Here is a 13,299-nt window from a genome sequence, read left to right as displayed (position 1 = left end):
GTAACCCTTAACGGGGAACTCTGAACCTGTGAACGCCTTATAAACCCACACCATGGATCTGTGCACCGCAATGGGTGCACAGGCCGTCTTTAATCAGATTTTCCTTGACGTGAAACCCCCAGCGGTCAATGAGGATTTTGCCGCATTGATAACAGAACGTTTTTTCACCGCCCTCGCCCGGCACATTTCCGAGATAAACATATTTCAACCCGGCCTTGATACCGATTTCCCTGGCTGCAATCAGGGTTGCAACCGGCGTGGAAGGACGGTCAGTCAGTTTGTAGGTGGGATGAAACCGGCTGATATGCCATGGTGTTTCGCTGCCCAGATCATCCGCCACAAAAGCTGCCAGGTCTTCAAGCTCCTTTTTATCGTCGTTAAGGCCCGGAATCAACAAAGTGGTGACTTCTACAAAAATTCCTAACGATTTCATAAGTATCAAAGATTCTTTGACATGCTTGAGCCTGGCACCGCAATATGTTTTGTAGAAATCTTCGGTAAAGGCTTTCAGGTCGACATTGGCCGCATCCAGGTAAGGGTTTATCATGTGCAGGGCTTCAGCGGTCATGTATCCGTTTGTAACGAAAATATTTTGGATTCCCTTTGCACTTGCCAGCTTTGCGGTTTCAAAGGCAAACTCAAAGTATACGGTGGGCTCGGTATAGGTATAGGAAATGCTTTGGCAGCCGGCCTGGACGGTTTGATTTACAACTTCTTCCGGTGTGCAGTAATTGCCCATTATCAGCCCTTTTTGTTCGGTGGGCATCTGGGCGATATCCGCATTCTGGCAAAACCGGCACCTGAAGTTGCAGCCCACGGTGGCGACGGAGTAGGAAAGACTCCCCGGATAAAAATGGTATAAGGGCTTTTTTTCAATCGGATCTACGGCCTGAGAGATAAGCCTGCCGTAGACCAGCGTTTTCAAAGTGCCTTCCTGATTTTCGCGAACGTTGCATAGTCCGCGTCTGCCGTCTTTGATGACACAGCGATGGTTGCAAAGATTACATTTTACCTGCTGATTCTCCAGGGGTTCATATAGATAAGCTTCCATTATCCGGACTCCTCATGGGAAACTCGTAGGCGTTCACAGGTTCAGAGTTCACCGTTCAGGGTTACCTTTCGTAGGCGTTCACAGGTTCAAATTTCTGAACCTTTGAACCCTGACCCTCTGAACGGTTACGGCCCATATTTTTTATCCTGCCATAGTGCCGGTCGATGGTTTGGCCTGGACAGGAATTGCCAGGGGGCGGGTTCTAAAGCGGGGAACAAGGGTTACCACCATACCGGCAAAAGCACCGAACGGAAACCTTTGCGCCAGATTAGATTGCTCTATGCGCAGGGCTATCCGGCCGGATGCTGAAGGCAACTGGCAGACCGTTCTCCAGGTAATAGGGGGATCCCCCAAAATGGAGCGAATATTTTTTTTCAGTTCCCAGATACTGAAAAAACGGGCATGGTTATAGATGGTTTCAGTAAACACTCCTTTAACCCGTCGCTGGATCGCTTTGATCGCATAGCGGTTCAGGACCCCTAAAAATATTTTGTCTTTGGCAACTCGGCAGGCCTCTTCCAGCGCCTGGCGATAATCATCAACAAATTCCAGCGTGGTAACAAGGCAGGCATAGTTGAAGGAATTATCGTCAAACGGAAGATCTTCGGCAAACCCGCGATGAAAATCCACGCGGTCGCCTAATTTGTTTTTTGCGATATCAAGCATATATGGAGACGGTTCGAGCCCCGTGGCCTGAAGACCCATTTCTAAGAGAGGCAGCAGGCTCGCACCGGTGCCGCAACCGATATCGAGTACCGTCTCGGCCTTCATCGGCTTGAGAATATCAATCATCAGCCGGCTTTCGAGATCAGCGGCAAATCTGTTGCGGGGCTGGTTAAACCATTCCTCGTAAGCCTTAGCGTCATTAAAATCAAAGACATAACCCATGCATGGTAACTTAGAGAAAAAATGCGATTTTTTCAAGAGGAAAACTAAATAAGCCCGATTTAAGCATATCAATCCGCTTAAGGGCTGGTCCTGCAAGTTTCGTTGAAGGTTGGCAGCAGAAAGCTATTTGCCGAATAATTTCTTTATTTTGTTCCCGACACGCTTGATGCTTTCTTTAATACTATCTGTGGATTTTTGAACCGATTGTTTTTTCTTTGCAGTCTTTTCATTTTTTGTAGCCGTGACTTCTTTATTTATGGCCTCAATAGCAGAGAGACAAGGATTGTCATCACCTGAACTGCCGCTGATCAACGCCGCGGCAATACCGAAAGGACCGAACAACAAGATGCCGCCGATGGCTTTGCCGAGTGTGGTTGCGGTTTCTGTCGGGTCTAAGGTCAAGGAAGGTTCGGCCAGGGTACCCCCCAGCTTAAACGGTTCTGCCAATTCGCCCAGGCTCAAGCTGAGTTTGCCGATACCGCTGAATCCAATACCTTCCTTGGGTACGGGGTGCAGTGAAAAATCAATTTCCTCGGTCTTGAGATTGATTTCTCCTTCGCCGACCACACTCATGAAGCTTGTATCAAAAACCATGGCAGTACTGACTGCCAAGCCTTTTTTTATGTCAAAACGGCTTACAAGACAATTAATTTCTGTATAATCCACTTTTTCCTTCTTTGGAAAGAGCATACGTAAAAGGCTGGCGCTGATGTCGGCACCGAGTAGATTTATATGTTTGTTGTTGATGCGGCCTTGGCTGATTTGGATGCTGGCGGATCCGTCAAGACCGGCCATTAGTGTTGCCACTGATCGGCCCTGCCCCTTGAGGTTGATGTTGGCATTGAGATTGCCCTCAAGCGCATCAGTAATGTTTAGCCCCTTGAGCATGTTCCCGAGGTTCCAATCTTCAACTTTTAGCTGTGTAGTAACCGTTACGATTTTACCCCTTGGCTTGATAGTTAAGCGGCCATTTAATTTGCCGCCGCCGATTGCAGCTTTAATAGGCCCGATTGTCAGGCTTCCGCCCTTCAGAGTGATTTCGGCTGTTAAATGGTTTAAAGCTAATCCGGGCAACAAAAACCGGTCAGCCTGAATCTTGACGGTTCCTTCCGCTTGATTTAGAGCGTCAAGTAACAGCGGCTCGTCGGGGAATATTTTCTTCGATTTTTTGGCCGGTTTATAATGCTTTACTTCCTCGTTGCCTGTTTTTTTATGCTCAGGCAAATACGGCCGCAGGTCGATTTTTTTCGACAAAAGCATTGCCGTTAGCAAAGGTGTCTTTTTAGCAAGATTTATGTCTATGGAGCCGTTAAGGTCGCTGCGGCCGAGTGTGGCCTTGAAATCGGAAAGCCTGTAAGCTTTGAATCCAATATCAGTGGCACGAAAGGCCATCTCAAACGGTTCATTGAGCGGTAATGTTTTCCCGGCAAGTTGAGATAATTTTGTTAGATCCCGGACTTTAATGCTGAAGCCAAGGTCAATGCCGCGTGGAGTCTTGATATCTTTAACCGAACCGTCGAGTGTAACCGTGGCGTCAAAAGCTTTGGCAATTAGGTTAAAAGACCAAGCCTTGTCAGAGTTGACCAACGTTGCCGGGGGGCCGATAGTTCCGGTAACGTCGAAAGGTTGATTGTGGTAGTCTCCATTTATACTGATTTTTACAGGACCGTCGATACCGGCGGCGCTGGCAGTAAGGAGCTTTAACTTTACTTTGTAAATTTTTCCGGATTGTCCGTCACGGTATTCAAAATAGCCGTTTTTAATCTGTATTTGGTTAAAGGTAAATGCAGTAAGTAGTGATATATCTTTTGCTGAAGTTGTTTCTTCTTCTGGCGGCGGAATGGTTTTCTTTGGCGCTTCAAATACAAGGTTGGATTTTCCGTATTTATCTGTCTCAATAAGAATCTCAGGCTCAATTAAAATTAGTCGTTTGACCTCGATGTTTCGTTTTAGCAGCGGGAGCAAAGCGACCTGGACTTCGAAATGCCTGATTTTAAAAAGATCCTTTCGAGTTCCCCAGGGCGCATTCTGGAACTTAATGTCGGTTAATACTAACGCAGGTATTAAGCCAAGTTTGAGTTTGATGTCTCCGTTGATGGTCAGCTCACGACCTGTAGCATTCCAGACAGCTTTGGCAATCGGTGGTTTAAGATCGTTGTAATCATAGCTTGACAAAATAACATAGACCGTGACAATCAATCCAACAATCAGTACGACTCCGGTCACCAGGAGCCATTTTAATTTAGCTTTTGACTCAATTTTCAAAGCCTCATAACCAAGTGGGGGGTGTTATTGCGGTTTCCTTATCGATAACTAGTTAAGAATATAGTTTGCAGGATTAACCGGAATCCCGTTGATGTAAACCTCATAATGGACATGCGGCCCTGTGCTACGCCCTGAAACACCAACATTTGCAATAATATCACCCCGTTTTATGGCTTCACCGCTCTTTTTTAATATTTTTTTAAGATGCCCGTAGCGGGTGACGATTCCATGGCCGTGATCAATCGCAACTAGCTTGCCCAACAATCCCTTGGTACCTGTAAAGCTAACAATGCCATCAGCCGTGGCAATAACGGCTGTTGCCATACGGGTAGCAATATCCAGCCCTTTATGGAATTCACGCAGTCCGGTAAAAGGTGATTTGCGGTAACCGAATCCGGAAGTTGTCCATCCGCTGGTAGGACGAATTGCCGGCGTAGAGGATAATAGATTGCGCTGATCTTGCAGAAAATTAAAAAGAGATTCAAACCCTTCTTGCTGCTTGCTGGATGCCAGGTCGAGCTGCCTGGTCTGCGCATGCATTTCGCGCATTAAGCTGTTATGTTTTTCAGTCAGCGGAACTTTGGTATCAAGATCATCGGGAATTGAACCACCGACACCAAAAAAGCTGTCCTGATCAGTTGCTTTTTCAATATTGGCAATAATGCGTATCTTTTTTTCGAAATCGTTCAAGGCAATCAGCTTGGATTTTAAGGCCGTGATCTCATCGGCAAACTTTTGAACCTGTTTGCGCTGGCCGGCAATCTCCTCCGCTTGGTGAGAAATTTTGATTTGCAGCTCCCGACGGCCGGGAAAAGTTTTCTTAAGGCTGGAATAATCGTAAATTACATAGGTTAATAAAACCAGGCCGGTCGCAAATAAAACTCCTAAAAAACGGAGCAGTGCCAGGGAGAATGTTGCCTGCTTAGTGGCGCCTGTATTGCTTAAAATTAAAAAGGATATTTTGTTGCTCATTATAATTGATAGTTCCGTGAAAAGTTAAACGTGAAAAGCCTATATGTTGTAACATTGCAAATAATATGCAAGAAGTATGCAAAAGTTAAAAATCCATCCATAAAAAATATTAAATGATAATATTACAGCTACTTATCTTAGATATTCGAATCGCTAAACCACACAGTGCGGCGACATGAAATTGTCGTTTATGCTGAAATTTATTCCATTTTTAGCGAGTTCTCGCTTTGAATTTTGTAAAGTATTACACTCTTTTGGAGTATTGGCGTACAGCAAAGCATCGGAAACAATGATCAGTCTGATCACAAAATATTGAATGTCCGGTTTCAATTCAGACCAACCTGTGAGGAGTATGATTGGTTGAGATAACGATTATGATATCGTATAAGAAATAACAAATAAAGATCATCGATTCTCAGCAACTTGCCAACCTCGAATGGCTAAAAGGGTAGACATTTTATCAAAATAAAAAGGGCATTCCTTTATAATTCGATGGAACGCCCTTTTTTAAAACTCAGAAATGGTAAGCTAAACCACAGTGACATTTACTGCAGCAGGACCTTTTTGTCCTTGCTCTATGTCAAAAGTAACGCTGTCGCCTTCATTGAGGGATTTAAAACCTTCTGCATTGATTCCTGAATGATGAACAAATACATCCGGACCGTCTTCCTGCTCAATAAAGCCATAACCTTTGCTGCTATTAAACCATTTTACAATTCCATTCGCCATAGTGACACACTCCTTTCAAAAAATTTTCATAGTTCCAAACTGCAGGTTGTCACTTTGACAAATGGATCTTACCTTCAGAACGAAACCGGCCCGTCAATTAAGAACGGATCTTTATTGATTGGACAAATGATAACCTTTCTTTGGGACGAAAGCAAGCTAAGCATCGATTTTTAAAAAAAACGGAAGATTTGGATTATTTCACATCCACTAAGGTTGAGCCCATCGCCAGAAATATCTTTGATAGTTCCGCAAAAAGTTAAACGTGAAAAGTCTGTATGTTGTGTAATTTTACTTCCCAATGTACCAAATGTAGTCGTTTTACCTTTCACGTTTCACTTTTTACGAATTCATCATCTTTACATCCATATATATTTTTATCGTTTCATTTGGCAATCATTTTATGGATGTTGCAGCAATGCCGGCCTTTTTGCCAAAAATAAAAAATTTATCTTCAGAGACCTGTTTGACAAGGCCGTTTCGATCTGTTATACAGCGCAAGTCCCAAATAAAGGCGGTGGGACTCTACACCACCCGCATGGTGACCCCTTAATCGGGTCATAATGCCGTTGTGCTTATCTGCTTCGTTTCCCCAGGCCAACTACCCCAGAGTCAGATGCTGTCCAAGTTCATCTGCCAGCCGAATCTCGGATTGTGGGTTTGATACACGGACAAGAAACGTTTTAAAACCATACAATGTTGCTCCGGGAAAAGATTTTTTGCCGTTTGAATATGAGACCTGTTCGCCCAAAGTTGTTTGTTCGGCGATCTCAAGTCTACGATTTGGGGAATGGAAAATTAAGGAAAGAAAACCCGGGATGGATAAAAATACAGACCCTGAACTAATATATTTTAACAAAACAGGCTTTTTCCAAGAAAAAGATGCGGCCATGAATCATCTGCGGGATGCTGATGAGCTTTTAACGTCGGCAGGCGTGGATTACTGCCTGATGTTCGGGACCCTGTTGGGACTGCTTCGTCATGGGGATTTCATCCCATGGGACGATGATCTGGATATTATTATCTTTGACATAAAAAAATTTGAAACGCGGTGTATAGAGAAATTCGAAGAGAGAGGATATACGGTCTTGCAAGATATTCGCAGGATAAGTCCTTTTAAAATGGTGCCGTTGCTTAAGTTAAAAACACGGTGTGGATACCGTATCTATTCAAAAAACGGGAACAGTATCCCAGGGGTTTCCTGGAAATTCCCATGGCTTGGAGTATGGGAGCCTGTTTTTAATAAAAAAAAGGCAATGACACTCCCACCGGAGAAGTTCGTCTATAATATCGAAGATTTTTTTCCATTACAGAGAAAATCATTTAAAGGGTTCTCCGTTATGGTCCCTCAAAATCCCGCAAAGATACTGAATGAATATTTCGGTACAAACGACTGGATGGAATATTGCATTCCCTCCACTCTTGATCACAGGCAATACAGACCTACCGGATTTCCAGCTGTCAAAAAGCCATTACAAGCGGTCATGGCGTACTTAGAGCCATAGTGCGGTTTCTTAAGGAGCCGTATCATCAGTCAAATCCGGGCTGACATAATAGAAATGCCCCCACTCGATACCGGACTTGTGAAAACTAAAATAAAGGAGAATAAGGAGGACAAGATGAAATGAAAAAAACGACACAATTGAAAACCATGCTTGATAGTCTTGAACTGGAATTTCTGATGGAAGCCCATAATGGTTTATCGGCCCGCATCGTTGAGCAGTCAGGCTTCAAAGGTATATGGGCCAGCGGATTTGCAATAAGCGCATCGCTTGGTGTGCGCGACAATAATGAAGCCAGCTGGACCCAGGTGCTTGAAGTGGCAGAATTCATGAGTGATTGCACTGCTATCCCCGTTCTGCTGGACGGTGATACGGGCTATGGTAACTTCAACAACCTGCGGCGCCTCGTCCGGAAGCTTGAACAGCGGGATATTGCCGGCGTCTGCATTGAAGATAAGCTTTTTCCCAAAACCAACAGCTTTCTCAGTGAACGCCAGCCGCTGGCCGGTATTGATGAGTTTTGCGGCAAAATAAAAGCAGGTAAAGACACCCAGCGAGATGATGACTTCTGTATCATAGCCCGGACGGAGGCCTTTATTGCCGGGTGGGGACTGGAAGAGGTGCTGAAACGCGCCATGGCCTACCACCAGGCCGGTGCTGATGCAGTGCTTATACATAGTAAAATAGACTCCTGTGCAGAGATCGAGTCATTCATGAGAGCGTGGGGCAACCGCGGGCCGGTGATGATTGTTCCGACAAAGTATTACAAAACTCCGACACAAACATTCAGAGACCTTGGTATCGGTCTGGTAATATGGGCAAACCATCTTATGAGATCGGCCATAAGTGCAATGCGGCAAACAGCTATGCAGATATACGATTTGCAGTCCTTACATGCGGTGGAAGATCGCATCGCCACCCTGGCCGAAGTCTTTGAATTACAGAACGCAGACGAGTTGCAGCAGGCCGAAAAGAGATACCTCCCTCCAATCGCAGGCAATTAAAAATGATCAGCGCCCAGGATTTTTTACATGCATGTTTGGAGCGGGGCTTTAGCTTTTATACAGGCACTCCATGTTCATATCTTAAACCGATTATTAACTATGTCATTGATAACAAAGAATTTAGTTGTATCAATGCTACCAACGAAGGGGATGCCGTCGCCTTGGCCTGCGGCGCCGTCATGGCCGGCAAGAGAAGCGTTGTCATGTTCCAGAATTCCGGACTTGGTAACGCCTTAAACCCGTTAACATCTTTAAATTATACATTCAAGATTCCGCTGTTACTTATTGTTACCCTGCGCGGTGAACCTGCCGGCCCCAAAGATGAACCGCAGCATGAACTCATGGGGGAAATTACAACGGCTTTGCTGGAAAGCATACGAATCGGCTGGTCATATTTTCCAGACTCAAGCGACAAAATTTTGGCAGCTCTTGAACATGCAGATGCATTCATGACAGAAGAACGGCTTCCTTTTGCATTTGTCATGCGCAAAGGCGCTGTCGAACCTTATAAACTGAACTCATTCGATAAAACCAGATCAATACATCATACTGTTTCCCATGAAGAAAACTTTTGCCTCCCGTACAATAAAAGGCCGACCCGCAACCAAGCACTAATAGTTATCCAATCAATTTCAGGTAAAGGAACTGCAGTCATTGCAACAACAGGTTTCAGCGGGCGTGAAATGTATATGCTCGATGACCGCAACAACCAGCTTTACATGGTCGGTTCCATGGGGTGCGCGCTTTCTATTGGGACCGGTATCGCTCTTCACAAACCGGGGCTAAAGGTGATTGTGGTTGACGGCGATGGAGCATTGCTTATGAGAACAGGCGCCATGGCAACAACGTGCTCTTGCGCGCCGCACAATTTAATTCACATTCTTCTCGATAATGAGATACACGAATCAACCGGCGGCCAGAGGACTCTATCCGCTAATGTCTCCTTTGCGGTAATCGCGAAGGGTTTTGGATACACGCATGTATTGTCCACCGATATGCTCGCTGAATTTAAAAGCTGCCTGACGCAGGCAATGGAGCAGAATGGGCCTGTCTTTATACATCTCAAAACACGCCCGGGTGTTCCGGCAGGTTTAGGCCGGCCGTCGGTTAAACCGGTACAGGTCAAAGAGCGATTCATGCAATACCTCGGAAATTTTCAGTAAAAGGAGTAATATGTTTAACGTTCGACAAGCGGTGATATTAGGGGCCGGGCTCGGGTCCCGTCTCAGAGGCACACTCGATGACCGCCCCAAAGGATTTTTAAAATTGGGAAACAGACCGATTGCCGAGGAATCGATTGCCAAACTTGTTCGCACCGGAATAACCGATATTGTGATTGTAACCGGCTATTGCCATCAGTTCTATGATCAACTTTCTGAAAAATACCCCTTTGTCCGTACGATACTGAACCCGGATTTTGCAACAACCGGCAGTATGCTGTCTCTTTATACCGCCTCTCAGTATGTCAATAGTGATTTTTTGCTTTTAGAATCCGACCTGGTTTATGAGTACAATGCCCTGCAAACACTCCAGAATTTTCCTAAGGATAATTGCATATTACTCTCCGGTAAAACCGGAGCGGGTGATGAAGTCTACGTTGGTGTCAGCGATGACAGAGTCGTTAACATGTCAAAATGCCGTGATGATATTAAATGCCTGGGAGGCGAGCTGGTAGGGATCTCAAAAATCTCGCTGGAACTATATAAGCACATGACGGATCTTGCCCCCGAAAAATGTAAGCATAACAGTCAATATCAGTACGAAGATGGCCTTGTCGACGTCAGTGATAAGATTGCCATCCATTACCAGTGCATAGAAAATCTGGCATGGATAGAGATAGATGATGAAACTCATCTAAGTAAAGCCCGTGAAAAGATCTACCCTTTAATTGAACAAAGAGACTCAGAAATAATTGTCTCGAAAAGAGTCGAAAGACACGTTTTGCTCAACCCGGGGCCTGCCACCACCACCGATACGGTTAAACATGCCATGGTTGTTAATGATATCTGCCCTAGAGAAAAAGAATTTGGAGACCTTGTGGAAAGTGTCAGACAGGACCTGGTCAGGGTTGTTCATGGGACCGGGGTGTATGAAGCCGTGCTTTTTGCTTCATCCGGCACCGGTGCGGTTGAAGCCTGTTTGAGTTCGGTTGTCCCGCATGACAAAGCGGTGCTTATCATCAGCAACGGCGCCTACGGCAAACGGATGCAGCAAATATGTGACGGTTACGGCATATCCCACATCGATTGCAATATAGACTGGGGTAAACCGGTCGATTGCAGCCAGGTTGAAACATTGCTGGAACAGTACCAACAGGATATCTCCCATATTGCCCTGGTTCATCACGAGACAACCGTGGGAATTTTAAATGATATAACCACAATTTCCCGTACGGCCGTAGGATTTGGCGTTGAAGTAATTGTAGATGCCATGTCATCGTATGCCGGTATTCCGATCGATATTAAGGATTCCGGAATTCATTATCTTACGGCCTCGGCAAATAAATGTATCCAGGGAATGGCAGGGCTCAGCTTTGTAATCTGTAAAAAAGAGTCCCTTGAAAAAACAAAGGAGATCAAACCGCGGAATTTCTATTTTAATCTTTATCAGAACTACTCCTTTTTTACCCAAAAGCATGAAATGCAGTTCACACCGCCGGTCCAGATTTTTTATGCCCTGAGACAGGCGCTCAACGAATATTTTCTGGAAACAGAGCAGAACCGGGGAAAAAGGTATGCCGAAATGTATGAAGTTCTTGAAAATGGCCTGCAAAAGCTTGGTTTCCGGTTTCTCGTCGAGAAAAAATATCGTGCCAAGATACTGACGGCAATTATCGAGCCTGAAGATGAAAATTACTGTTTCTCTGAAATGCATGATTTGCTTTATAAGCAGGGTTTTACGATATATCCCGGTAAGGGCGCAATGCAGAACACTTTTCGCCTGGCAAACATGGGTGCCATTACAAAGCATGACATTACAAAATTCCTCGGTTATCTTGAAGAGTATGTGGTTAAGAAAGATATAAAGCTCACGAGCAACTAAAGTATAATTGAGAGACTTCAACTTTTTTAATGTGAGGTGCTATTGGGAAACCAAGGTAAAACAGTAGGCTTGAATGAACCTGGTGATCCCGAGTATGATACTAAATATCCGAAACTCGCGAAAAAAGCGAGTGACGGCACTTACTGTTATCTGGTCCAGCGTCGATTCTCCGCCTACATAACCGGCTTTTGTGTGCGTAAAGGGATTTCCGCTAATGCGGTAACCTGTATTGATTTCATTCTTGCTCTCTTGGCCGCTCTGTTTTTATACTGGGGATATTCTATCACCGCCGTGGTGTTTATTCAGCTCTTCGGCATCTGGTCCTGCGTGGACGGAGAAATTGCGCGCCTCACAAGCAGTACAAGCAGGCTTGGTGATTTTTATGATACCATGGTCGACCGAACAGCCGAATTCCTTATTGTGGGTGCCCTCATGCTTTCAATGCATAAAGCATGGCCTGATATCTCATGGGGAGCCATTTTCTTTGCTTATATGGGTTCAGTATTTCTTATTACAGCATCATCGGAAAAGTTTCGTTCCGTATTTAATCAAAATTATCCAAAAAACAGGGCCGAACCGTTTTTCTGCTGGCTTTGCGCCGGCAGTGACACCCGACTGTTTTATCTTTCTCTCGGTATTATTGCCTATGCCGTAAGCGGTTATGCTGCCATTGTTCAATGGCTGATAATTATCCAGTCCGTTTTGCTTGGTTTTAATTTTATGTTTCGGTTATGGAAAATATCAAACTTATAAAAGCGCATAAACAAATATCTGAGTGAATTCAGCTATGCCGAACAGTCAAACTTATAGCTCATTACAGGAATTCCTCGACCGTTTGCAGGAGAACTGTCTGCTCCTGGCACGGCATGGCGAAAGCGACTGGAATTCCATTGACCTTATTCAGGGACAGCAGGACAGACCGCTCAACCCTGCAGGATACACGCAAAGGAAAAACCTTTTCTTCCTGTTGCAGCCGGTTACTCTTGTCCGAATTTTTACAAGTACGCTTCAACGAACTATCCAGACCGCACAGCCCATAAGTGAGGGAAAAAAAATTCCCATAGAGAGAATGCCGGAGCTTGATGAGGCAAAACTTGGTGTTTTAGAAGGCAAAAATAAGACTTTTTTTTCTGATGATTTTTATAAAAAGATGTATCAGTCATTTTTAGATGATGAAATAAACGTGATGCTTCCGGGAGGTGGAGAAAATCTCAAAATGGTTGATATGCGGATTGCGCAACCGGTTACCATGTTTCTGGATGCAGTCGCGAGTTCAGGCCATACGCTGGTTGTCGGACACCGTAACGTTAATAAAATGATTATGAGAAATCTTCTGGGGCTCTCCTTTGAGGAAGGATATCAGGTTGAACATAAGCATAATTGCCTGTATGTTTATGCACCGAAAATACGGCAAATCTTTTTTACAAGAATTGGCAATCCTGGTACTATTATTGAAATTGAGCCGGGCTATAAAAAAATCGATTCGACCTAAGGGCTCGCGCAAAAATAACTTCACATTTTTACATCTCAGCTTCGGCCCATCTTTGGCTGATACCTCACTCGCAAAATCCGCGAAATAGCTAGCTATTCCTGTAGTTTTGCTCTCTCGGATCAGCCAAATCTGAACCAAATCTGAGCGCCAATTCTGCGAAGTTATTTTTGCGCGAACCCTAAGTGTTGAAGAAGGTATAATTTTTTACGAGGTCATCAAATCAGGTTTAGAAACATTTTAAATCAGCAAAGCACATTAATTTTTTTTACATGAGGTAGCAGCTTGTGAATCGGTTTAATAAGTATCTGGCTTTATGGATTATTATTCCAGTATTAGTAATTGTTCTCTATACTTTTT

Annotated in this window: 11 protein-coding genes; 6 read left to right on the top strand and 5 right to left on the bottom strand. The window is 44.5% G+C overall.

Features of this window, described 5'->3' with window-relative positions; all coding sequences use genetic code 11:
• Positions 1 to 37: 37 nt before the first annotated feature.
• From amrS to V3S16_RS13935, 5 genes are all read right to left on the bottom strand, one after another.
• Entirely contained in the window at positions 38 to 1,051 is a 1,014-nt protein-coding gene (amrS, locus tag V3S16_RS13955) for an AmmeMemoRadiSam system radical SAM enzyme (protein WP_413885967.1), read from the bottom strand.
• Positions 1,052 to 1,192: 141 nt separating this feature from the next.
• The gene (locus tag V3S16_RS13950) at positions 1,193 to 1,939 is read right to left on the bottom strand and encodes a class I SAM-dependent methyltransferase (protein ID WP_413885965.1); all 747 of its coding nucleotides are present in this window, start codon (positions 1,937 to 1,939) and stop codon (positions 1,193 to 1,195) included.
• Between the two features lie 123 nt (positions 1,940 to 2,062).
• Positions 2,063 to 4,204, bottom strand: coding sequence for an AsmA family protein (locus V3S16_RS13945; protein WP_413885963.1), 2,142 nt, complete (start codon positions 4,202 to 4,204; stop codon positions 2,063 to 2,065).
• Positions 4,205 to 4,252: 48 nt separating this feature from the next.
• Positions 4,253 to 5,176 (bottom strand): peptidoglycan DD-metalloendopeptidase family protein, encoded by a 924-nt coding sequence (locus V3S16_RS13940; RefSeq protein ID WP_413885961.1) that lies wholly within the window; start codon positions 5,174 to 5,176, stop codon positions 4,253 to 4,255.
• A gap of 528 nt (positions 5,177 to 5,704) precedes the next feature.
• Positions 5,705 to 5,905 carry a cold-shock protein gene (locus V3S16_RS13935; RefSeq protein ID WP_413885959.1) on the bottom strand — a complete coding sequence of 67 codons (201 nt, stop codon included), beginning with the start codon at positions 5,903 to 5,905 and terminating at the stop codon, positions 5,705 to 5,707.
• A gap of 815 nt (positions 5,906 to 6,720) precedes the next feature.
• Between V3S16_RS13935 and V3S16_RS13930 the strand changes: the two genes are divergently transcribed.
• The 6 genes from V3S16_RS13930 to V3S16_RS13905 all read left to right on the top strand — a co-directional run bounded on the left by V3S16_RS13930 (position 6,721) and on the right by V3S16_RS13905 (position 12,942).
• A complete protein-coding gene (locus tag V3S16_RS13930) occupies positions 6,721 to 7,407 on the top strand; it encodes a LicD family protein (RefSeq protein WP_413885957.1) in 687 nt (228 codons plus the stop codon).
• 119 nt (positions 7,408 to 7,526) lie between these two features.
• A complete protein-coding gene (gene aepX, locus V3S16_RS13925; protein WP_413885955.1) occupies positions 7,527 to 8,408 on the top strand; it encodes a phosphoenolpyruvate mutase in 882 nt (293 codons plus the stop codon).
• Positions 8,409 to 8,410: 2 nt separating this feature from the next.
• Positions 8,411 to 9,571, top strand: a complete 1,161-nt coding sequence (gene aepY, locus V3S16_RS13920) for a phosphonopyruvate decarboxylase (RefSeq protein WP_413885953.1) — start codon at positions 8,411 to 8,413, stop codon at positions 9,569 to 9,571.
• 10 nt (positions 9,572 to 9,581) lie between these two features.
• A complete protein-coding gene (locus V3S16_RS13915) occupies positions 9,582 to 11,450 on the top strand; it encodes a 2-aminoethylphosphonate aminotransferase (RefSeq protein ID WP_413885951.1) in 1,869 nt (622 codons plus the stop codon).
• 42 nt (positions 11,451 to 11,492) lie between these two features.
• On the top strand, positions 11,493 to 12,203 hold the full coding sequence (locus V3S16_RS13910; RefSeq protein ID WP_413885949.1) for a CDP-alcohol phosphatidyltransferase family protein: 711 nt from the start codon (positions 11,493 to 11,495) through the stop codon (positions 12,201 to 12,203).
• 34 nt (positions 12,204 to 12,237) lie between these two features.
• On the top strand, positions 12,238 to 12,942 hold the full coding sequence (locus V3S16_RS13905) for a histidine phosphatase family protein (RefSeq protein WP_413885948.1): 705 nt from the start codon (positions 12,238 to 12,240) through the stop codon (positions 12,940 to 12,942).
• The last annotated feature ends 357 nt before the right edge of the window (positions 12,943 to 13,299 follow it).

It is taken from the genome of Candidatus Desulfatibia sp., assembly GCF_036446775.1.
Lineage (GTDB): Bacteria > Desulfobacterota > Desulfobacteria > Desulfobacterales > UBA11574 > Desulfatibia_A.
This window is presented reverse-complemented; position numbering and strand designations above follow the sequence as displayed.

Bases quoted from the DNA above. Each gene is read 5' to 3' on its own strand.
- aepY (WP_413885953.1), top strand. From the start codon at position 8,411: ATGATCAGCGCCCAGGATTTTTTACATGCATGTTTGGAGCGGGGCTTT.
- V3S16_RS13915 (WP_413885951.1), top strand. From the start codon at position 9,582: ATGTTTAACGTTCGACAAGCGGTGATATTAGGGGCCGGGCTCGGGTCC.
- V3S16_RS13905 (WP_413885948.1), top strand. From the start codon at position 12,238: ATGCCGAACAGTCAAACTTATAGCTCATTACAGGAATTCCTCGACCGT.
- V3S16_RS13930 (WP_413885957.1), top strand. From the start codon at position 6,721: ATGGATAAAAATACAGACCCTGAACTAATATATTTTAACAAAACAGGC.
- amrS (WP_413885967.1), bottom strand. From the start codon at position 1,051: ATGGAAGCTTATCTATATGAACCCCTGGAGAATCAGCAGGTAAAATGT.
- V3S16_RS13935 (WP_413885959.1), bottom strand. From the start codon at position 5,905: ATGGCGAATGGAATTGTAAAATGGTTTAATAGCAGCAAAGGTTATGGC.
- V3S16_RS13940 (WP_413885961.1), bottom strand. From the start codon at position 5,176: ATGAGCAACAAAATATCCTTTTTAATTTTAAGCAATACAGGCGCCACT.
- V3S16_RS13950 (WP_413885965.1), bottom strand. From the start codon at position 1,939: ATGGGTTATGTCTTTGATTTTAATGACGCTAAGGCTTACGAGGAATGG.
- aepX (WP_413885955.1), top strand. From the start codon at position 7,527: ATGAAAAAAACGACACAATTGAAAACCATGCTTGATAGTCTTGAACTG.